General features: G+C 63.2%; 22 protein-coding genes. 10 read left to right on the forward strand and 12 right to left on the reverse strand.

The window, feature by feature from the left end:
- Nucleotides 1–66: 66 nt before the first annotated feature.
- Genes ACJRW5_RS16035 through ACJRW5_RS16045 form a run of 3 tightly spaced genes read right to left on the reverse strand, consistent with a single transcriptional unit; the run spans nt 67 to nt 920 of the window.
- Nucleotides 67–528: an inhibitor of vertebrate lysozyme family protein gene (locus tag ACJRW5_RS16035; RefSeq protein WP_484571499.1), complete on the reverse strand. Its 462-nt coding sequence runs from the start codon at nt 526–528 to the stop codon at nt 67–69.
- A gap of 10 nt (nt 529–538) precedes the next feature.
- Complete coding sequence (locus tag ACJRW5_RS16040) at nt 539–703, reverse strand: DUF1328 domain-containing protein (protein ID WP_484571500.1); 165 nt, start codon at nt 701–703, stop codon at nt 539–541.
- Nucleotides 704–722: 19 nt separating this feature from the next.
- On the reverse strand, nt 723–920 hold the full coding sequence (locus ACJRW5_RS16045; protein WP_484571501.1) for a hypothetical protein: 198 nt from the start codon (nt 918–920) through the stop codon (nt 723–725).
- A gap of 370 nt (nt 921–1290) precedes the next feature.
- Here ACJRW5_RS16045 and ACJRW5_RS16050 point away from each other — a divergent pair, with 370 nt between their 5' ends.
- Nucleotides 1291–1695: an acyl-CoA thioesterase gene (locus ACJRW5_RS16050; RefSeq protein ID WP_013713264.1), complete on the forward strand. Its 405-nt coding sequence runs from the start codon at nt 1291–1293 to the stop codon at nt 1693–1695.
- Nucleotides 1696–1758: 63 nt separating this feature from the next.
- Here the strand turns inward: ACJRW5_RS16050 and ACJRW5_RS16055 are convergent, their stop codons facing one another.
- A complete protein-coding gene (locus tag ACJRW5_RS16055) occupies nt 1759–2859 on the reverse strand; it encodes a TRAP transporter substrate-binding protein (RefSeq protein WP_484571502.1) in 1101 nt (366 codons plus the stop codon).
- Between the two features lie 244 nt (nt 2860–3103).
- Here ACJRW5_RS16055 and ACJRW5_RS16060 point away from each other — a divergent pair, with 244 nt between their 5' ends.
- The 3 genes from ACJRW5_RS16060 to ACJRW5_RS16070 all read left to right on the forward strand — a co-directional run bounded on the left by ACJRW5_RS16060 (nt 3104) and on the right by ACJRW5_RS16070 (nt 6022).
- Nucleotides 3104–3649 carry a TRAP transporter small permease subunit gene (locus ACJRW5_RS16060; RefSeq protein WP_484571503.1) on the forward strand — a complete coding sequence of 182 codons (546 nt, stop codon included), beginning with the start codon at nt 3104–3106 and terminating at the stop codon, nt 3647–3649.
- Entirely contained in the window at nt 3642–5018 is a 1377-nt protein-coding gene (locus ACJRW5_RS16065) for a TRAP transporter large permease (RefSeq protein ID WP_484571504.1), read from the forward strand. The genes ACJRW5_RS16060 and ACJRW5_RS16065 overlap by 8 nt, the downstream gene beginning before the upstream one ends.
- 104 nt (nt 5019–5122) lie before the next feature.
- Nucleotides 5123–6022 (forward strand): D-hexose-6-phosphate mutarotase, encoded by a 900-nt coding sequence (locus tag ACJRW5_RS16070; RefSeq protein WP_484571505.1) that lies wholly within the window; start codon nt 5123–5125, stop codon nt 6020–6022.
- A gap of 323 nt (nt 6023–6345) precedes the next feature.
- Here ACJRW5_RS16070 and ACJRW5_RS16075 read toward each other — a convergent pair whose 3' ends face one another.
- The 6 genes from ACJRW5_RS16075 to purE all read right to left on the reverse strand — a co-directional run bounded on the left by ACJRW5_RS16075 (nt 6346) and on the right by purE (nt 10296).
- Nucleotides 6346–6825 carry an FAD/FMN-containing dehydrogenase gene (locus ACJRW5_RS16075; RefSeq protein WP_484571506.1) on the reverse strand — a complete coding sequence of 160 codons (480 nt, stop codon included), beginning with the start codon at nt 6823–6825 and terminating at the stop codon, nt 6346–6348.
- Nucleotides 6826–6846: 21 nt separating this feature from the next.
- Nucleotides 6847–7380 carry a DUF3299 domain-containing protein gene (locus ACJRW5_RS16080; protein ID WP_484571621.1) on the reverse strand — a complete coding sequence of 178 codons (534 nt, stop codon included), beginning with the start codon at nt 7378–7380 and terminating at the stop codon, nt 6847–6849.
- 76 nt (nt 7381–7456) lie between these two features.
- The gene (locus ACJRW5_RS16085) at nt 7457–7702 is read right to left on the reverse strand and encodes a GlsB/YeaQ/YmgE family stress response membrane protein (protein WP_484571622.1); all 246 of its coding nucleotides are present in this window, start codon (nt 7700–7702) and stop codon (nt 7457–7459) included.
- Nucleotides 7703–7752: 50 nt separating this feature from the next.
- Nucleotides 7753–8517: a substrate-binding periplasmic protein gene (locus ACJRW5_RS16090; RefSeq protein WP_484571507.1), complete on the reverse strand. Its 765-nt coding sequence runs from the start codon at nt 8515–8517 to the stop codon at nt 7753–7755.
- A gap of 54 nt (nt 8518–8571) precedes the next feature.
- Entirely contained in the window at nt 8572–9657 is a 1086-nt protein-coding gene (locus ACJRW5_RS16095; protein WP_484571508.1) for a 5-(carboxyamino)imidazole ribonucleotide synthase, read from the reverse strand.
- A 147-nt stretch (nt 9658–9804) separates the two neighbouring features.
- Nucleotides 9805–10296, reverse strand: coding sequence for a 5-(carboxyamino)imidazole ribonucleotide mutase (purE, locus tag ACJRW5_RS16100; protein ID WP_061238918.1), 492 nt, complete (start codon nt 10294–10296; stop codon nt 9805–9807).
- Between the two features lie 302 nt (nt 10297–10598).
- On the opposite strand from purE, the gene adhP reads away from it, so the two are divergent.
- From adhP to ACJRW5_RS16125, 5 genes are all read left to right on the forward strand, one after another.
- Nucleotides 10599–11621 carry an alcohol dehydrogenase AdhP gene (gene adhP, locus ACJRW5_RS16105; RefSeq protein ID WP_484571509.1) on the forward strand — a complete coding sequence of 341 codons (1023 nt, stop codon included), beginning with the start codon at nt 10599–10601 and terminating at the stop codon, nt 11619–11621.
- A gap of 129 nt (nt 11622–11750) precedes the next feature.
- On the forward strand, nt 11751–12545 hold the full coding sequence (locus ACJRW5_RS16110; RefSeq protein ID WP_484571510.1) for a hypothetical protein: 795 nt from the start codon (nt 11751–11753) through the stop codon (nt 12543–12545).
- A gap of 80 nt (nt 12546–12625) precedes the next feature.
- The gene (locus tag ACJRW5_RS16115; RefSeq protein WP_484571511.1) at nt 12626–13618 is read left to right on the forward strand and encodes an AraC family transcriptional regulator; all 993 of its coding nucleotides are present in this window, start codon (nt 12626–12628) and stop codon (nt 13616–13618) included.
- Nucleotides 13619–13819: 201 nt separating this feature from the next.
- Nucleotides 13820–14848, forward strand: a complete 1029-nt coding sequence (locus tag ACJRW5_RS16120; RefSeq protein ID WP_484571512.1) for a histone deacetylase family protein — start codon at nt 13820–13822, stop codon at nt 14846–14848.
- 56 nt (nt 14849–14904) lie between these two features.
- On the forward strand, nt 14905–15999 hold the full coding sequence (locus tag ACJRW5_RS16125) for a polyamine ABC transporter substrate-binding protein (RefSeq protein WP_484571513.1): 1095 nt from the start codon (nt 14905–14907) through the stop codon (nt 15997–15999).
- A gap of 76 nt (nt 16000–16075) precedes the next feature.
- Here ACJRW5_RS16125 and ACJRW5_RS16130 read toward each other — a convergent pair whose 3' ends face one another.
- Nucleotides 16076–16543: a DUF2127 domain-containing protein gene (locus tag ACJRW5_RS16130; RefSeq protein WP_484571514.1), complete on the reverse strand. Its 468-nt coding sequence runs from the start codon at nt 16541–16543 to the stop codon at nt 16076–16078.
- A 168-nt stretch (nt 16544–16711) separates the two neighbouring features.
- On the opposite strand from ACJRW5_RS16130, the gene ACJRW5_RS16135 reads away from it, so the two are divergent.
- A complete protein-coding gene (locus tag ACJRW5_RS16135) occupies nt 16712–17032 on the forward strand; it encodes an EthD family reductase (protein ID WP_484571515.1) in 321 nt (106 codons plus the stop codon).
- Between the two features lie 46 nt (nt 17033–17078).
- On the opposite strand, the gene ACJRW5_RS16140 is transcribed toward ACJRW5_RS16135, so the two are convergent.
- Nucleotides 17079–17984 (reverse strand): LysR substrate-binding domain-containing protein, encoded by a 906-nt coding sequence (locus ACJRW5_RS16140; protein ID WP_484571516.1) that lies wholly within the window; start codon nt 17982–17984, stop codon nt 17079–17081.
- Nucleotides 17985–18116 lie beyond the last annotated feature (132 nt).

An 18116-nucleotide genomic window follows, 5' to 3' on the forward strand; every position in this document is an offset into this window, starting at 1 on the left:
TGCCGTTATGGCAGGGGATGATAACGCGCTGGCCGCTTTCGTGGTGCGGCCGGCGGCGCTGCTTACTCAATACCAGTTCGGGTCGCTGCGCAGTTGCTCTTCCAGCAGTGCGCGGACTTCGTCGTCCGGTTCGCCCAACCAGCGCAGGCTGGCGTGCTCACTAGGGGCACGGTCTTCCGGCAGGCCCTCAGGGACCTGTACGTAGAGTGCATAGGCGTCGTCGTCTTCCCACTCGAAGGCAACATAGACGCGCTGGTTGAAGCAGTTCTGTGCTTCGCACACCTGGCCTACGAGGAAGCGGTCGCTGTCGGCCTCTACCGCCTGCATCGGCGTGGAGAGACCAGTGAGGTTCATCAACCAGTCCGGCAGACGTTGTTCGTCTTCGACCAGATCCTGCCAGGCTTCGCGGTACTCGGCATTGCTGGTCAAAAGCTCGCCGGGGTGAAAGCTGGCATCGCGATCGGCGGCCTGAGCCGCCAGGGCGCCGCCCATCAGCAGGGCGGCGGCAATGGCGTGAATCGTTTGCATCCAAACCTCCTTACAAGCGCGGACGACGGCCCATGAAGAACGAGATGATGAACAGCACCAGGAACACCACGAATAGAATCTTGGCGATACCTGCAGCGGTGCCGGCGATACCACCGAAACCCAGTACGGCGGCGATGATGGCGATGATCAGGAAAGTAATTGCCCAGCTCAGCATGGCGTTTCTCCTCGGTGACTCAGTGGGTAATGGCCCAGGTAGGCCAGGGGTCTTGCGCGTCGCTCTGGACCACCGGCTGAGGTGTGTTGCCCGTAGGCAGTTCCAGCTCGGCGGTGTTGCGGCTCGCACACAGGGTCTGGCCGATCAGCAGGACGCTGGCGAGCGTCAGGCTGAGCAGAAGCAGCAAGCTGGCAAGTACCAGAGCGACTATCCACATGGCGGTTCTCCTGTTGCGTGAGAGGCGGATGGCTCGAGTTCGTGTCATCTGCGTCTCTTCCTTTCAGCATTGCGACTGGCGCCTGACCGGTCGCTCACTGGGGATATTGCAGCGCCCGTGCCAGGCCTGGCGGTCATGGAAAATTCTTTAAAATCATTGGCTTGGAGAAGTGGTGTTTTCACGGCAGCGGGCATCCTGCCCGAAACGCATTGTCGCGGTCGTGCGTTTTGCCCGACGGCCCTGGCGTGCGCATGCCTGCTTGCGTGCCAGAGTGGTCGCCCGCCGACTACACAGTCGGTATACTCGCAGCGCCCGCTTGCCATGCGGGTTCCGCGCCCCAGAACAACAACCGCGCCGCGAGTCCGAGCCGATGAACGACTACGAACAGGAAGATCCGATTCCCCAGGGCGACCTCGCTCTGCAGATCACTGCGTTGCCGCGTGAGACCAATGGTTTCGGGGATATTTATGGTGGCTGGCTGGTGTCCCAGATGGATCTCGCCGGCACCGCCATGGCCAGCAAGGTTGCCGGTGGCCGCGTGGCGACCGTGGCCATCGACCGCATGGCGTTTCTGGTGCCGGTGGCGGTCGGCGCGCAATTGTCTTTCTACACCCAGGCGCTGGAAATTGGCCGTAGCTCGATCCAGATGATGGTCGAGGTGTGGAGCGACGATCCGTTGTCCAACGAGTGGCGCAAGGTCACCGAAGCGGTGTTCGTCTTCGTCGCTATCGACGGCAGTGGCCGTACCCGTCCGGTGCCGCCCCGTCGCGGTTGAGGCTGCCAATGGCAGTAACGAAAACGCCGGCTGATAGCCGGCGTTTTGTTAGGTGCTGAGCGATCAGCCGCGGATGTTGTAGATGTCCTTGTCGGCCACTTCCGCGTAGTCGTACAGGCGCTTGAGGTAGGCCTTCTGGTGTTCCCAGACCTTGGCGGCTGCCGGATCGGCTGCTGCGCTGGCCTCGACCACTTCACCGGCCACGTCCTTCAGGCGGGCCAGCACTTCGTCAGGCAGGCGGCGGACTTCGACGCCGTCGGCCTTGAGTTGCTCCAGGGCTTCCATGTTCTTGGCGTTGTAGTCGTCGAGCATGTCGCCGTTGACGTCACGGGCAGCGGCGCGAACGATGGCCTTGAGATCAGCCGGCAGGGTTTCCCAGGCCTTGATGTTGATGTCCAGCTCGAACAGTACGCTCGGCTCTTGCCAGCCCGGGGTGTAGTAGTACTTGGCTGCCTTGTGCAGACCCAGGGCCAGGTCGTTGTATGGGCCGATCCACTCGGTGGCGTCGATGGCGCCGGTCTGCATGGCGGTGAAGATCTCACCGGCCGGCATGTTGACCACGGTACCGCCCATCTTGGTCAGCACTTCGCCGCCCAGGCCAGGAGTACGCATCTTCAGACCTTTGAAGTCGTCGACCGAGTTCATTTCCTTGTTGAACCAGCCGGCGGTCTGTACGCCGGTGTTGCCGCAGGCCATCGGCAGTACGCCGAACGGCTTGTAGACTTCTTCCCACAGCGCTTGGCCGCCACCGTAGTGCAGCCAGGCGTTCATTTCCTGGGCATTCGGGCCGAACGGCAGGGCGCAGAAGAACTGTGCGGCCGGCACCTTGCCCTTCCAGTAGTACGGTGCGCCATGACCCATTTCGGCGGTACCGCGAGAGACTGCATCGAATACTTCCAGTGCCGGCACCAGTTCGCCGGCTGCGTAGACCTTGACCTTCAGGCGGCCGTTACTCATCTCATCGACCAGCTTGGCGAAGCGCTCGGCCCCCACGCCGACGCCTGGGAAGTTCTTTGGCCAGGAGGTGACCATCTTCCAGTTGAAGGTCTGGGCACTCGAACCCTCTTGGGGTGCTGCGCTGCTCTTGGCCTCTTCTTTACAGCCAGCCAGTGCGGTTGCTGCAAGGCCTACGCCCGCTGCGGCGAGTATGTCGCGACGTTTCATGCAATGCTCCTTCTTGTTGTATTGGTCTGACCACGGGATCGCCGAAGGTAGACCGGGCGTGAATAACATAGGGTGTCGTGACCCACAAGCCTAGTTGCTACGACTAAAGTTGTACGGGCATTGCTGCATCACCGGTAGCCTGCCTAGAATCGCCGGCCTGCGACCCACAAGGATGCGGGCGGCGCGACATGCGACCAACCGGTTTGCTGTCCTGTCTCCTACTCATAACGATAAAGGACTCACTATGTCCGACAAGCCTTCACTTCCCCTCGCGCTTGCGTCCCTGATCGATGCTCTCAATGCCTGGCTGGGCAAAGCCTGCGCCTGGCTAACCGTGTTTCTGGTGATTGGCACCGCCATCGTCGTGGTGCTGCGTTACGGTTTCGGTATCGGCGCCACTGCTTTGCAGGAGGCCGTGCTCTACGCTCACGCGCTGGTGTTCATGGGCGCCGCAGCCTGGGTGCTGCAACGCAACGGCCACGTGCGCGTGGATATCTTCTATCAAAAATTCAGCGGCCGCCGTCAGGCGCTGGTCGAGGTCCTTGGCACCCTGCTGTTTCTCTTGCCGGTTGCGTTGTTCCTCGGCTGGGCCAGCTGGGACTACGTCAGCAACTCCTGGTCGACGCTCGAAGCGTCCAGCGAGTCGGGCGGGCTGAAATTCGTCTATCTGCAGAAGAGCATCATCCTGGTGCTGGTCGCCAGCCTGGTGCTGCAGGGTATTTCCAACCTGATCAAGGCGCTCTACGTCATCAGCGGTCGCCTGCCGGCTCCGGAGGTGAAACATGGCTGAGTTGATGGCGATTCTGCTGTTCGTCAGTATTTGCGTGGCCTTGATGGCCGGCTTTCCGGTGGCCTTCACCCTGGCCGGCGTTTCCCTGCTGTTCGCCGGTATCGGTGTGCTTACCGGGACCTTCGACCCGGGCTATCTGAGCGCCCTGCCGAACCGTCTGTTCGGCATCATGAACAACCAGACCATGCTGGCTGTGCCGTTGTTCGTGTTCATGGGCGTGATGCTGGAACGTTCACGCGTGGCCGAGGACCTGCTCGAGTCCATGTCGCGTCTGTTCGGTACCCTGCGTGGCGGCCTGGCGATCTCCGTATGCGTGGTTGGCGCCCTGCTCGCAGCCAGTACCGGCATCGTCGGCGCTACCGTGGTGACCATGGGCCTGCTGGCGCTGCCGACCATGCTGCGGCGTGGCTATGACCCGGCGATCGCCACCGGCACCCTGGCCGCTACCGGTACCCTGGGGCAGATCATTCCGCCGTCCATCGTGCTGGTGCTGCTGGGTGACGTGATGTCCAGCGCCTATCAGCAGGCGCAGCTGAAGATGGGCATCTTCTCGCCGAAGACCGTGTCGGTCGGCGACCTGTTCGTCGGCGCCCTGCTGCCCGGTCTGCTGCTGGTTGGCCTGTACATCGCCTACATCATCTTCGTCGCGGTGTTCCAGCCGAAGAAGCTGCCGGCGCTGCCGCAGGAAGAGCTCGGCCCGATCGAATGGGGCAAGCTGGCCAAGGCGCTGATTCCGCCGCTGATCCTTATCGGCGCGGTGCTCGGCTCCATTCTCGCCGGCTACGCGACGCCTACCGAGGCGGCTGCACTGGGCGCTGTCGGTGCGATGTTGCTGGCCCTGAGCAAGAACAAGCTGAATTTTGGCCAGCTCAAGGAAGTGGCCTACGGCACCACCGAAATCAGTGCCATGGTCTTCATGATCCTGATCGGCGCGTCGCTGTTCTCCCTGGTGTTCCGCGGCTTCGGCGGCGAAGTACTGATTGAGGATGTGTTCGCGCAACTGCCTGGCGGCGTGCTCGGCGCGTTCTTCCTGGTGATGGTGGTGATCTTCCTGCTCGGCTTCATCCTCGACTTCATCGAGATCACCTTCGTGGTAGTGCCGATTGTCGGGCCGGTGCTGCTGGCCATGGGGCTGGACCCGATCTGGCTGGGCGTAATGATCGCGCTGAACCTGCAGACCTCCTTCCTCACCCCGCCGTTCGGCTTCGCGCTGTTCTACCTGCGTGGCGTGACGCCGGCCAGTGTGGCGACCAGCACCATCTACAAAGGCGTGCTGCCGTTCATCCTGATCCAGATCCTGCTGTTGGTGATCGCCTATATCTTCCCGGGCCTGATCACCTGGCTGCCGGAACAGGTCTATGGTCCATAGGTCATAGTTTGCAGTGCGCAGACGCCCGTCCCTGTGACGGGCGTTTTGCTTGATGTGCACGACATGCTTCAAATAGATGTTACTTCGCGGAGCGAGAGGCCCTCATGAGCAAGACCCAAGTCGAACGCGTGGAGCTGGACCAGCTCACCTGCTGGCGCATACGGGCGCAACGCAGCGAACTGCTGATTGCCCAGCAGGGCGCGCAGATTCTCAGCTACCAGCAGGATGACCAGCCGCCGTTGATCTGGTTGAGCCCCGATGCGGCCTATCGCCAGGGTCAGAGCGTGCGTGGCGGTGTACCGATCTGCTGGCCCTGGTTCGGCGACCTGCGGCGCAACCCGCAGGCGGTGCAGGCGCACTATCAGCATAACGAAGCCCCTGCCCATGGCCTGGTGCGCAACCTGGACTGGCAATTAATGGGTATTGCCGAGGAGGGTGACAGGGTCAGCCTGCGCTTTGCCTTCGACGCTCGCGAGCGACCGCTACCGGGCTGGCCGCGCGATGCCAGCGTGCAATTGGAAGTCAGCCTGGGCGATGACCTGCAGCTGCGTCTGGAGACGGAGAACCGCAGTGATCATCCGCTGGCGCTGAGCCAGGCGCTGCACACCTACTTCGCCGTCAGCGATGTTCGCCAGGTTCAGGTTCAGGGCCTGCAGAGCTGCCGCTACATCGACACCCTGCAGGACTGGCGTGAGCTGCGCCAGGAGGGGCTGCTCGAATTCAGCGGCGAGACCGATCGCATCTACTGCGACCCAGCAGCGCGCCTGAGCATCATCGACCCTGCCTGGCAGCGGCGTATTCATCTGGATACCCGCGGCTCACGCTCGGCGGTGCTGTGGAATCCCTGGATCGACAAGGCCAGGCGCCTGTCGCAGTTCCCCGACGATGCCTGGCAGAACATGCTGTGCATCGAAACCGCCAACCTGCTGGAGGACGTGGTGCAGCTGCAGGGCAAGCAACGGCACAGTCTGGACCTGCGCCTGTCCAGCGAGGCGATGGGCTAGCGGTCATGTGCCGATACACCGAACCTGTAGGTGCGGCGCCCCGCCGCGTATAGGGGGGGACCTGAAAAGGTTCGCCCCGTGGCGTAATGCTGTTCACATAAGAATTGGTCGGACGCGATTAGTCCCCTCGCCCCTTTGGGGAGAGGGTTGGGCGGGCCGCGTTCGGCGAGGGGAAACTGGCAATTTTGCGGCCTTTTCAGCCCTCTCCCCCAGCCCCTCTCCCATAAATGGGAGAGGGGAGCCAGCGTCTGTAACCTTAAATGAACAGCATTACGCCCCGTGGCGGGGCTCCTACAAGAGGCGGTTAGCGGCCTGCCAGTCGTTCATGGACTGGCAGTGCTTGCTTGTGCCTCCAGGGCTTGCCGCAGGTCGTCGGCGCGGCTGAAGGCCTGCTGCGAGACGAGCCGCAGGCCATCGAGCTGCAACCACAGCACCTCGCCTTCACCTGCCGGGTAGCGTGGAGCGATACGCGCGTCGCGGTCGAGGAGAATGCGGTAGTTGTAGTCACGCATCTTCGGTACGGCGAACAGCGTGGCGATCACGCCCGGCATGCGGCTGATATCGGCGAGGAAGACCGCCTGGCGCTGTTGCAGATAACCCTTGGATTGGCCTTCCAGTGCGCTGTTGACCAGTTTGGCGCCATCCATGTCGCGTGCCACGAGGAGGATGCGGGTCTCGTCGTTGAGCGTGTAGGGGGCGTCATGCTGGTCCAGCAGCGTCCAGGGTACCAGGCGCTCGCCAGGTTCCATGGCCAGCGCGGCACTGGATAACAGGCACAGCAGCAACAGGGTGACGGCTTTCATGCAGAGACTCCGGGCAGAAGGTTAGAGGTCTTCGTCAGTGACCAGGCGCACGTCACTGGCATCCATCGCGTAGGCCGCATCGGCCAGATCATTGCTGATCTTCTCTACCTTGAGCGGGCCACTTATCCACAAGGGCGCGTAGATGTCCTCGAGTGCAATGCCTTTGGGGTAGCGCACCAGCACCAGCTGGTTGGGCGGCGGTGGTGGAACGTGGATGCAGGCGCCCGGGTAGGGCACCAGGAAGAACAGCGTGCTGTTGCCCTTCTCGTCGGTTTCCAGCGGTACCGGGTAGCCGCCCAGGCGAATGGCCTTGCCGTCCAGTGCGGCAACGGTTTTCGCCGAGTACATCACCGCAGGCAGGTCCTTGTCCTGCTGGCGCAGGCCATCGGTGCTGTAGAAGGCGCTGTCGCCCTCCGGGCTGTTGTGGCTGATCTCGGGCATTTCTTCCAGGGCCTGGCGATCTTCGGCAGGCATCAGGTCGAGCCAGTCGGTTTCCGGCAGTTCAGCGTGAGCCAGGCTGGAAAGAAGCAGCAGGGAGAGCAGCAGGTGGCGCATGGTGGGCAGAGTCTCGTGGCGGCGGTTGCGGCGGAGCAGGTAGCGACTGGGCACCCCGGCTCCGCGAGGACCGTACTCAGTCCTTCTTGATGGCGCCGTAGATTACCAGCAGAACGATGGCGCCGATCACCGCGCCGATAAAACCAGCCGCCTGGCCGGCCTGGTAGATGCCCAGCGCCTGGCCACCATAGGTGGCGGCGATGGAGCCACCGATACCGAGCAGAATGGTCATGATCCAGCCCATGCTGTCATCACCAGGTTTGAGAAAGCGTGCGACCAGACCGACGATCAGGCCGATGAAAATGGTGCCGATGATGCCCATTGGCATGTCTCCTTGAGTCAGTGTTTGCATCGGACAGCCGGGCGGGGCGATCAGTTCGCCTCATCCGGTGGCGCAACGCCATAGCGGCGGTAGATCAAGGCAATTTCGCCGTCCTTGCGCATGCGCTCCAGCTCTGCGGCCAGGCGATCGTAGAGTGCACGTCGGTCGCCCTGATAGCGCGTCAGCGATGCGCCGAAGTGATTGTCCAGGGTCTGCTGGTGGGCGTAGTGCGCGTAGCTGTAGTCGCGAAAATTCATCGCTTCGAGCTGCGTTTCCATCGGTATCGCGTCGAGAACGGCGATAGCGTCAAGGCGCCCGGCACGGAACATGGCGACCAGTTGCGCATCGTCGCTGGCGTAGACGCGATCGAGCTGGCCATCGCTGTCGAAGGGTTCAAAATAGGCTGTGCCTCGCTTGACCCCGACCGCCAGTCGATACAAATCCTTGTACTGGCTCAGCTCGCTCTCCCGGCCGGGATGAACGACGAAGCGCACGTTCAGCTGCTGGCTGCCGATGCTGGGAAGGAAGTGGATGTACTCGCGACGCGGCTCGGTCATCAGCACGCGCGGTACCAGGTCGATGCGGCCCGAGCGCAGATCATCGAGGCTGCGCAGGAAGGGCGCCAGGCGCCAGTGCAGGTCCACGCCGACGCGATCGGCCGCCATCTCCAGCACGCTGATCAGTGGGCCGCTGGGCAGGCCATCAACGGCGCGCATCTCCGGTGGGCGCTCACGGAAGTCGACACGCAATGCGTCTTCAGCACCGCTACAGGTCAGTGCGAACAACAGAGGCAGCAGAGAAAAGAGGTACTTCATGGGAGGCTCTTGAACGACCACCGTCGTTCAAGAGCTTAGCTGCGAAATGCTTGCTCAGCGCTTGGCGATCAGCGCTTCGACTTCAGCAATGCGCGCGTCGAGAGTAGCGCGGTCGCTGCAGCGCAGGGTGGCGTGGCCAACCTTGCGCCCAGCCTTGAAGGCCTTGCCGTAGTGGTGCAGGTGGCAGTCGGCAATCGCCACCACTTTATCCACAGCCGGCACTTCGCCGAGGAAGTTGAGCATGGCGCTTTCGCCGACCTTGGCGGTCGAGCCCAGCGGCAGGCCGGCAACGGCGCGCAGGTGGTTCTCGAACTGGCTACATTCGCTGCCTTCGATGGTCCAGTGCCCGGAGTTGTGCACGCGCGGGGCGATCTCGTTGGCCTTCAGACCACCGTCGACTTCGAAGAACTCGAAGGCCAGCACGCCGACGTAGTCGAGCTTGTCCAGCACGCGGCTGACGTAGTCTTCGGCCAGTGCCTGCAGCGGGTGGTTGCTGCTGGCGACGGACAGGTTGAGCACGCCGCCAACGTGGGTGTTGTGCACCAGCGGGTAGAAGCGCGTTTCGCCGTCGCGGCCACGCACGGCCACCAGCGACACCTCACCGGTGAACGGCACGAAGCCTTCGAGGATGCACGGTACGCTGCCCAGCTCGGCGAACGCACCAACCACGTCGGCCGCCTCGCGCAGGACCTTCTGGCCCTTGCCGTCGTAGCCCAGGGTGCGGGTCTTCATCACCGCCGGCAGGCCGATGGCGGCCACGGCAGCATCGAGATCAGCCTGCGACTGGATGTCAGCGAATTCCGGTGTGGGGATGCCGAGGTCCTTGAACATCGACTTCTCGAACCAGCGGTCGCGGGCAATGCGCAGGGCTTCGGCGCTCGGGTAGACCGGGACGAACTGCGAGAGGAAGGCCACGGTCTCGGCTGGCACGCTCTCGAACTCGAAAGTCACCAGGTCGACTTCGTCAGCCAGCTGGCGCAGGTGGTCCTGGTCGCCATAGTCCGCGCGGATGTGCTCACCGAGCGCCTGGGCGCAGGCATCCGGCGCCGGGTCGAGGAAGGCGAAGTTCATGCCCAGCGGAGTTCCCGCCAGCGCCATCATGCGGCCCAGCTGGCCGCCGCCGATTACACCGATTTTCATAACAAAGCCCCTTTTCAGCAGGTGGCGAGACCAAGCAGTTGAACGCTGCCCGCAGCGCAGGAAGCGGAGTTTACGCCGGTAAATGAGCATTCCGAGCAGCGCACAGCGTGCAAATGCGCCGTGTCGCAGCCCCTGATGGAATGGGCTTCAGGCCTCGCGCGGGTCCGGGTTGCTCAGCACGGTATCGGTCTGCTCCTGACGGAACTGTTTGAGTGCCGCATGGAACTGCGGGTGCTGATGACCGAGGATGCTGGCCGCCAGCAGCGCCGCGTTGACTGCACCGGCCTTGCCGATGGCCAGAGTGGCGACCGGAACGCCGGCTGGCATCTGCACGATCGACAGCAGCGAGTCGACGCCCGAGAGCATCGACGACTGCACCGGCACGCCGAGTACCGGCAGGTGGGTCTTGGCCGCGCACATGCCCGGCAGGTGGGCGGCGCCGCCGGCTCCGGCGATGATCACCTGGATGCCACGTGCTTCGGCTTCTTCGGCGTACTGGAACAGCAGGTCCGGGGTGCGGTGGGCGGAGACCACCTTGACCTCGTGGGGAATGCCCAGCTTGTCCAGCATCTCGGCGGTGTGGCTAAGGGTGGACCAATCGGACTTGGAGCCCATGATCACGCCAACCAGTGCGCTCATCGTCGTGCCTCTTATCTCTGGCGCCTCGCGGCGCGTCAAAAATTTGCCCTGCAGGGCGCGTCAAAAACCAACAAGCCACGCAGGCGAGCCAGCGTGGCTTGTGAATGTTCGGTTGGCCGGGCGCTGCCGGCCGAAGGCCGCGAAGTATAACGCAAAGCCGCGGCGGGCGGGCACTGGCCATGACCGTTTGTCATGCCAGCCGCCGTTGCTGGGGAAAACCGTCCAAACCTTGCTCTGGAGCAATGCCTGCATGCGTCACGCGCGCAGACTGGGCGAACACTCGCATGGAAGAGGAACAGCGTATGAACCAGACCATGAAAGCCGCAGTCGTCCACGCCTTCGGCGAACCATTGCGCATCGAGGAGGTGAAAACACCACTGCCCGGACCGGGGCAGATCCTGGTGAAAATCGAGGCGTCGGGTGTGTGCCACACCGACTTGCACGCAGCTGAAGGCGACTGGCCGGTGAAACCGAGCCTGCCGTTCATCCCCGGCCACGAAGGCGTCGGCTATGTAGCGGCGGTTGGCAGTGGGGTGACCCGCGTCAAGGAAGGCGACCGCGTCGGGGTGCCCTGGCTGTATACCGCCTGCGGTTGCTGCGAACACTGCATGACCGGGTGGGAAACCCTTTGCGAGAGTCAGCAGAACACCGGGTACTCGATCAATGGCGGTTACGCCGAGTATGTGCTGGCCGACCCCAATTACGTCGGCATCCTGCCCAAGAATGTCAATTTCCTGGAGATCGCGCCGATCCTCTGCGCCGGCGTGACGGTGTACAAGGGCCTCAAGGAAACCGGAGCACGCCCCGGTCAGTGGGTGGCGATCTCGGGGATCGGTGGTCTTGGCCACGTTGCCGTGCAGTACGCCCGCGCCATGGGCCTGCACGTGATTGCCGTGGACGTCGATGACGCCAAGCTGGAGCTGGCGCGCAAGCTCGGCGCCAGCCTGACCATCAACGCGCGCAAGGAGAACCCGGCCGAGGTGGTGCAGCGTGATATCGGCGGTGCCCACGGCGTACTGGTCACGGCCGTATCCAATGCTGCCTTCGGCCAGGCCATCGGCATGGCACGTCGGCGCGGCACGGTGGCCCTGGTCGGTTTGCCGCCGGGTGATTTTCCGACGCCGATCTTCGATGTGGTGCTCAAGGCCATCCACATCACCGGCTCCATCGTCGGCACCCGTGCGGACCTGCAAGAGGCGTTGGACTTTGCTGATGAGGGCCTGGTCAAGGCTACGGTGCACAGTGACAAGCTGGACAACATCAACGGCATCTTCGATCAGATGCGTGGTGGCCAGATCGAAGGGCGGATAGTGCTGGAGTTCTGAGTCGGTAGGGAGGGTCGCCAGTCGCGGGCTGGCGATTTTCCTACAGCGCGTGCGAGGACAAGCGCACAGATTGCCAGCCTGTCGCTGGCTATACTGCACAGCCTTCATTCCCGTACAAGGACGTGCCGCATGAATCGCTATCTGTCGTGCTTTGCCCTTTCCCTTCTCTCCCTGCAGGTGTCCGCCCTCGAACTGGCCAAGCATCCGCAGGTGTTCGACGCTGGCCAGGGCGTCAGCCTGGCACTCGCTCCTTCGGCTGACGGCAAGCAGGCCCTGGTGCAGGTGCGCGGTATCAACCATCCGCTCGACGAAGTGGTTTTTCTCACCGAGGTGCGCGAGCTGGGCAACGAGCAGCGCGACTTCACCGTTCGCCTGGATGGCCGAGATTACAACCTGCTGAACAAGCGCCGTGCCTGGAGTGGTGAGAGCTTCCAGCTCAACCTGCCAGATACTCAGGGCTTCGAGCTCGGCTACGACGAAGACAGGAGCAAGGCATTGCAGCCAGGCGAGTTGCTCGCGCTCTATCAGCAGCAGGAGAAGGATGGCGTGCAGGCCAAGCTGGCCGCCTTCGACCGCGAGAAACGCGTGGCCGACTACAGTGCGCGCCTGCAGGCAGCGGACGCGGAGGCCTCGCAGGCCTGTGGTACGCAGTTGAGCACCCGCGTCGACTGGAAAGACATGGCAGACGAGCAACTGATGAGCCTCAGCGTGCCGAGTTTCTGCGCAGAGGTGGTCAGCCAGATGGCCTATCTGTGTGGCAAGGATGACCATTACAAAGCCGAGGCCAAAACCCTCAAGGGGGTCGACTGCCAATTCGGCGAGCGTATGAAACTGCGCGAGAGCGACGGCCGGTTGCAGTTCATCACCCATCCGCAAGAGCCCAATCAGGGCGACTTCATCAACGCCATTCTGCGTAATCGCTAAGCACTGTTTGCGGGCTTTGGCCCGCAAACCGCGGCATGTTTCTTGCGTTCCCTAGGGCATCAGCGCATACGGAACGCATCATGCTGCACGCCCCGCTCACAACCTTGCACGTGGTTTCCCTGATCCTGCAACGCTTCGCCGAGGCGCCCGAGTTGCGCCCGCAGCTGCTGGCCGGGAGCGGTATCGGTGCGGCGGATCTGGACTGTCCGGACGCACGCATCACCCGGGTGCAGGAGCTCCAGGTGTGTGCCAATGCCCTCACCCTGCGCGCTGACATGGGGCTCGAGCTGGGGCGCAGTCTGCATGTGTCTTCCTATGGGCTGCTTGGTTACGCCGCGCTCTCGGCTGCCACCTTTGGTGACGCCTGGCGGCTGTTGCTGCAGTACCCGGCGCTGCTTGGCACCTATTTTCGCCTCGACATGCAGGTGGAAGGTGAACTGGCCTGGATCTGCGCCAGTGGCTATCGCGACGTCGAAGCGCTGGAGCTGTTCAATGTCGAGATGTGCCTGGCGTCGCTGAAGCTGATCGGCGACGAGCTGTTGCAACAACCGCTGCCACTGGAGGCGGCGGAGTTCACCTACGCCCGGCCCCGGTACGTGAAACGCTATGCGAGCAGCTTCCCCTGCGCCCTGCGTTTCGGTGCGCAGCGCAATGCCTTCGCCTTCCCCGCCGCGTTGCTGGAACGGCGCCTGCCGCTGGCGGACAGCGTTACCCACGGCGACATGGTCGAGCGCTGCCGTCGTCTGAACGCCGAATTCAGCAGCCGTCAGGCCTGGCTGGAACGGGTGCGCCAGCTGCTCGCTGCGCAACTGGCAGAACCACCGGGCCTGGAGAACCTGGCGCAGCAGATGTACTGCTCGCCGCGCACCCTGCGCCGCCATTTGCAGGAGCTGGGCACCAGTTACCAGGGGCTGCTCGACGAGCTGCGCTTCGAGCGCGCCAAGGCGCTGCTAGGCGAGCAGCAGTGGCCTGTGTATCGCATCGCCGAGGAACTTGGCTTCAGTGAAACCGCCAGCTTCCGCCATGCCTTTCAGCGCTGGAGCGGCGTGCCGCCGAGTCGTTTCCGCGCGTAGCCAGCCTCCGTGGGAACGGCTTTAGCCGCAATTCACCGTGCCCTGTGTGTGTAAGAGCCTCGCCGCTGAAGCGCCTCCCACTGGATTGCGTCGCTCATGAACTTGGCCATTTCGATCCCCTTTTGGCCGTTGTCAGCGTTCTCGAACCGTCGTGAGCGAGCGAACAATGCAGGCACAACAACGAGGCCTGGAGCGCTTGGCATGCTCACTTACTACAGCGACGACCATCACCTGCACCACGGCAAGTGCGAGTTGATCGACGGGCAACTGATGCCCTGTTTCGAAAAACCGCAGCGCGCCGATCACATTCTTGCCCGCGTCAAACAGCGCCAACTCGGTGAAGTGAGGGCGCCGAAGGACTTCGGCCTGGCGCCCATCGAGCGTATTCACAGCAAGGCCTATCTCGATTTCTTCCAGGGGGCCTGGGCGCGCTGGCAGGATCAGGGCGGCAAGGGCGATCTGCTGCCGTTCACCTGGCCGGCCCGTACTCTGCGCGCGATGATTCCCACTGACTTGCATGGCCAGCTCGGCTACTACAGTTTCGACGGCGGTGCGCCAATCACTGCCGGTACCTGGCAGGCCGCCTACAGTGCTGCGCAGGTGGCGCTCAGCGCTCAGGCCGAGATCGCCGCTGGTGCGCAAAGTGCCTTCGCCCTGTGTCGTCCTCCAGGCCACCATGCCGCCGGCGACCTGATGGGCGGCTACTGCTACCTGAACAATGCCGCCATCGCTTCCCAGGCTTTCCTCGACCAGGGCCGCAAGAAGGTGGCCATCCTCGATGTCGATTACCACCACGGCAACGGCACGCAGGACATCTTCTACCGCCGCAGCGACGTGCTGTTCACCTCGATCCATGGCGACCCCGCCGAGGAGTTTCCCTTCTTCCTCGGTTACGCCGACGAGCTGGGTGAGGGCGACGGCGCAGGCTGCAACTTCAACTATCCGCTGGCCATGGGCAGCTCCTGGGATGCCTGGAGTGCGGCGCTGGAACAGGCCTGTCTGCGCATCGCCGAATACGGCCCCGAGGTGCTGGTGATATCGCTCGGCGTGGACACCTACATGGAAGACCCGATCTCGCAGTTCAAGCTCGACAGCCCGGACTACCTGGCCATGGGCCGGCGCATCGCTGCACTTGGCCTGCCGACGCTGTTCATCATGGAGGGCGGCTACGCGGTAGAGGCCATCGGCGTCAACGCGGTCAACGTGCTGGAAGGCTTCGAAGGCGCGTAATCCGCTCTCCTTTCATCTGCCAAACAAGACCAACGACACTTCAGGGGTGAGAAACGATGAAAGCCATCAAACAGATGCTCGGCGCCGCCCTGTGCGGCGCCACCTTGCTCAGCGGCGCGGTGCAGGCCAAGGAGCTGCGCGTATACAACTGGGCGGACTACATCCTGCCGTCCGTACCCAAGGACTTTCAGGAACAGTCCGGTATTCAGCTGACCTGGGACACCTTCGAGACCAACGAGGCGCTGGAAGCCAAGCTGCTCACCGGCAACTCCGGCTATGACCTGGTGATCCCGTCCAACCAGTTCCTCGAGACCCAGATCAAGGCTGGCGTATTCGCCCCGCTGGACAAGTCCAAGTTGCCCAACTGGAAGAACCTCGACCCGGTGCTACTCAAGCTGCTGGAGAAGAACGATCCGGGGAATCAGTACGGCGTGCCCTACATGTATGGCACCGTGTTGATCGGCTACAACCCGGACAAGGTCAAGGCCGCCCTCGGTGACGACGCACCGGTCAACAGCTGGGACCTGGTGTTCAAGCCCGAGAACATGGAAAAGCTCAAGTCCTGCGGCGTCGCCATGCTCGACTCGCCCAGCGAGATCATCCCCATCGCCCTGCACTACCTGGGCCTGGACCCGAACAGCGCCAATCCCGCCGACTACGACAAGGTCACCGAGCTGCTGCTCAAGGTGCGCCCGTACGTGGCCTATTTCCATTCGGCCAAGTACATGACCGACATCGCCAACGGCGACATCTGCGTGGCCATCGGCTACTCCGGCAGCTTCTACCAGTTCGCCAACCGCGCCAAGGAGGCCGGCAACGGCGTGAAGATCAACTGGCGTCTGCCCAAGGAAGGCGCGCCGATCTGGTTCGATACCTGGGCCATTCCCAAGAGCGCACAGAACGTCGACGAGGCGCATGCCTTCATCAATCACCTGCTCGACCCGAAGGTGATTGCGCCGATCAGCGACTTCCTCGGCTACCCCAACCCCAACGTGCCGGGCATGAAACTGGTGAGCGAGGAAATCGCTGCCGACCAGGACCTGACACCGACCGCCGAGATGCAGAAATCGCTGTACGTGGTGCAGCCACTGCCGCAGAAGGTCGAGCGCGTGCGCACCCGCGCCTGGACGTCGATAAAGTCGGGTAAGTGATAGAAAGCTCGCGGCTGAAGCGCAGTGCGCCCAGCCGCGACTGGCGCCGGGTGGCTCTGCTCAGGATGCGAAACGCCTAGTGCGTTGCCTGCCCCTTCTGCATCAACAGCACGCGCGCCATATAGCCAACCACGATGACATTGAGCACGAATACGGCAGCGCTCAGCAGGCTGGTGTGGACGACCATCTCATAGACCTCGAATGGCAGGTAGATCGCCCCGCTGGCCAGGGCGAACCACTCCGTCCAGACCAGCCCTTTCCACAGCCCATAGGCTTCGACCAGGCGAATCGCCGCGTAAGCGAGCGCGCCGACCGTCAATAGCGAGAGATCGATATCGGGCAGCGAATTCACCGCATGCAGGAAGATGCCGGGCAGGTGGCTGGCCGGGTTCAGATGCGCATGGCTGACCAGCGTTTCCGCCATTTGCTGCAGGTTGCGCCCGGCCAGTTCATGCAGGCCCAGCGCGACCACAAGTGAGATGAGGCCTTTGAGGGCTTCTATTACCGCTATAAGCCGGAGGCCGGGTTTTGCAGGTGCCATCATCGTCTCTCGCGTATCGGGCATGTGGATATCGGTTGGAATGGCTCGAGCAGGAAATTCATCTGGCTGATATGGCCGATGCAGCAGTCTGCCACCTTCTGCTTCAGCTATCTTTCCTTGCGCGCCAGGCCGATGCAGCCGAGGCGTTACGCAGGCACTCAGGAGAGATAGATGATCAAGGTCAGTGTGATGTATCCCAGCAAGCCAGGCGCGCGTTTCGACCACGCCTACTACCGCGACACGCACATGCCGCTGGTGAAAGCGAGAATGGGCGATGCCTGCTTGTTCTACACCGTCGACAAGGGGCTGGCCGGTGGCTCGCCCGATGAGCCGCCCGCCTACGTCGGCATGTGTCATGTCTATGCCGACTCCGTGGAAGCCTTTCAGGCCGCATTCGCGCCTCATGCGCAGGAGATTCTCGCGGATATCGCCAACTACACCGACCTGACGCCCATCATGCAGATCAGTGAGGTCGTGGTCGGTCAGTCCTAGCATCAGGTTGCGGCGCGTTGCCGGTGGCGTGGCGCTCACGCCAGCCTCAGCCTCCCACTTCCCCCGTCTCCAGCTTGCGCCACAGCAAGCGTACCGCTGCCTTGCGCACCAGCGCGCAGCGGTACAGGCGAATTTCCAGGGGAATCTGCCAGTGTTCGCCGCCGCAGATGGCCAGCTCGCCGCGCGCCAGTTCGGCCGTGACCGACAGGCGCGGCACCCAGGCCACGCCCATGCCCTGCAGGGCCATGCTTTTTAGGCTGTCGGCCATGGCGGTTTCGTACACCGTGGTCGAGCGCAGGGCGCGCTGGCGCAGCAGCAGGTTGACCGAGCGGCCGAGGAAGGCGCCGGCGCTGTAGGCCAGCAGTGGCACGCTCTGCCCGGCGTCGAGGTCGAACAGCGGCGCGCCTGCCTCGTTCACCGCGCACACCGGCAGCATCGAGGTGGCGCCGAGGTGCAGTGAGGGGAAGATCGCCGGGTCCATCTGCAGGGCGGCGTCGGGGTCGTAATAGGCGAGGATCAAATCGCAGGCGCCTTCGCGCAGCGAGTGCACGGCCTCGCCGACATTGGTCGCCACTAGCCGGGTGCTCAGCGGCAGGCCCTCGCGGCGCAGTCGGGCGATCCATTCGGGGAAGAAGCCCAGAGTCAGCGAATGGGCTGCCGCGATCGACAGCACCTCACCACGCTGTCCTTCCAGGTTGTGCAGATGGCGCACCACCTCGCCGAGCTGTTCCACCAGGCTGCGCGCAGTGACCAGAAACAGGCGACCCGACTCGGTCAGCTCGATGGGGGTGCAGGAACGATCGACCAGGGTCAGGCCGAGCATGGCTTCCAGGCTGCGGATGCGTCGGCTGAAAGCGGGCTGGGTGACAAAGCGCTTCTCGGCAGCCTGGGAGAAGCTGCGGGTGGCGGCGAGGGTGATGAAGTCGTCCAGCCATTTGGTTTCCAGGTTCATTGCAGGCTCCGCGTCGTGATCCGGTTTGCGCCCGTGTAGGAGCCCCGCCCCGGGGCGAAGCTTTTCAGTTGTCTGGTCGTAGGTATTCGCCGCGGGGCGCGGCTCCCACAGAAAACGTCGGAACGACGACGT

Origin of the sequence: Pseudomonas pichavaramensis, from assembly GCF_050473265.1 — a bacterium.
Taxonomy (GTDB): Bacteria; Pseudomonadota; Gammaproteobacteria; order Pseudomonadales; family Pseudomonadaceae; genus Aquipseudomonas.

Excerpts from the sequence above, each read along its gene's own strand:
- ACJRW5_RS16035 (WP_484571499.1), bottom strand. The coding sequence starts at position 528 with ATGCAAACGATTCACGCCATTGCCGCCGCCCTGCTGATGGGCGGCGCC.
- ACJRW5_RS16040 (WP_484571500.1), bottom strand. The coding sequence starts at position 703 with ATGCTGAGCTGGGCAATTACTTTCCTGATCATCGCCATCATCGCCGCC.
- ACJRW5_RS16045 (WP_484571501.1), bottom strand. The coding sequence starts at position 920 with ATGTGGATAGTCGCTCTGGTACTTGCCAGCTTGCTGCTTCTGCTCAGC.
- ACJRW5_RS16050 (WP_013713264.1), top strand. The coding sequence starts at position 1,291 with ATGAACGACTACGAACAGGAAGATCCGATTCCCCAGGGCGACCTCGCT.
- ACJRW5_RS16055 (WP_484571502.1), bottom strand. The coding sequence starts at position 2,859 with ATGAAACGTCGCGACATACTCGCCGCAGCGGGCGTAGGCCTTGCAGCA.
- ACJRW5_RS16060 (WP_484571503.1), top strand. The coding sequence starts at position 3,104 with ATGTCCGACAAGCCTTCACTTCCCCTCGCGCTTGCGTCCCTGATCGAT.
- ACJRW5_RS16065 (WP_484571504.1), top strand. The coding sequence starts at position 3,642 with ATGGCTGAGTTGATGGCGATTCTGCTGTTCGTCAGTATTTGCGTGGCC.
- ACJRW5_RS16070 (WP_484571505.1), top strand. The coding sequence starts at position 5,123 with ATGAGCAAGACCCAAGTCGAACGCGTGGAGCTGGACCAGCTCACCTGC.
- ACJRW5_RS16075 (WP_484571506.1), bottom strand. The coding sequence starts at position 6,825 with ATGAAAGCCGTCACCCTGTTGCTGCTGTGCCTGTTATCCAGTGCCGCG.
- ACJRW5_RS16080 (WP_484571621.1), bottom strand. The coding sequence starts at position 7,380 with ATGCGCCACCTGCTGCTCTCCCTGCTGCTTCTTTCCAGCCTGGCTCAC.
- ACJRW5_RS16085 (WP_484571622.1), bottom strand. The coding sequence starts at position 7,702 with ATGGGCATCATCGGCACCATTTTCATCGGCCTGATCGTCGGTCTGGTC.
- ACJRW5_RS16090 (WP_484571507.1), bottom strand. The coding sequence starts at position 8,517 with ATGAAGTACCTCTTTTCTCTGCTGCCTCTGTTGTTCGCACTGACCTGT.
- ACJRW5_RS16095 (WP_484571508.1), bottom strand. The coding sequence starts at position 9,657 with ATGAAAATCGGTGTAATCGGCGGCGGCCAGCTGGGCCGCATGATGGCG.
- purE (WP_061238918.1), bottom strand. The coding sequence starts at position 10,296 with ATGAGCGCACTGGTTGGCGTGATCATGGGCTCCAAGTCCGATTGGTCC.
- adhP (WP_484571509.1), top strand. The coding sequence starts at position 10,599 with ATGAACCAGACCATGAAAGCCGCAGTCGTCCACGCCTTCGGCGAACCA.
- ACJRW5_RS16110 (WP_484571510.1), top strand. The coding sequence starts at position 11,751 with ATGAATCGCTATCTGTCGTGCTTTGCCCTTTCCCTTCTCTCCCTGCAG.
- ACJRW5_RS16115 (WP_484571511.1), top strand. The coding sequence starts at position 12,626 with ATGCTGCACGCCCCGCTCACAACCTTGCACGTGGTTTCCCTGATCCTG.
- ACJRW5_RS16120 (WP_484571512.1), top strand. The coding sequence starts at position 13,820 with ATGCTCACTTACTACAGCGACGACCATCACCTGCACCACGGCAAGTGC.
- ACJRW5_RS16125 (WP_484571513.1), top strand. The coding sequence starts at position 14,905 with ATGAAAGCCATCAAACAGATGCTCGGCGCCGCCCTGTGCGGCGCCACC.
- ACJRW5_RS16130 (WP_484571514.1), bottom strand. The coding sequence starts at position 16,543 with ATGATGGCACCTGCAAAACCCGGCCTCCGGCTTATAGCGGTAATAGAA.
- ACJRW5_RS16135 (WP_484571515.1), top strand. The coding sequence starts at position 16,712 with ATGATCAAGGTCAGTGTGATGTATCCCAGCAAGCCAGGCGCGCGTTTC.
- ACJRW5_RS16140 (WP_484571516.1), bottom strand. The coding sequence starts at position 17,984 with ATGAACCTGGAAACCAAATGGCTGGACGACTTCATCACCCTCGCCGCC.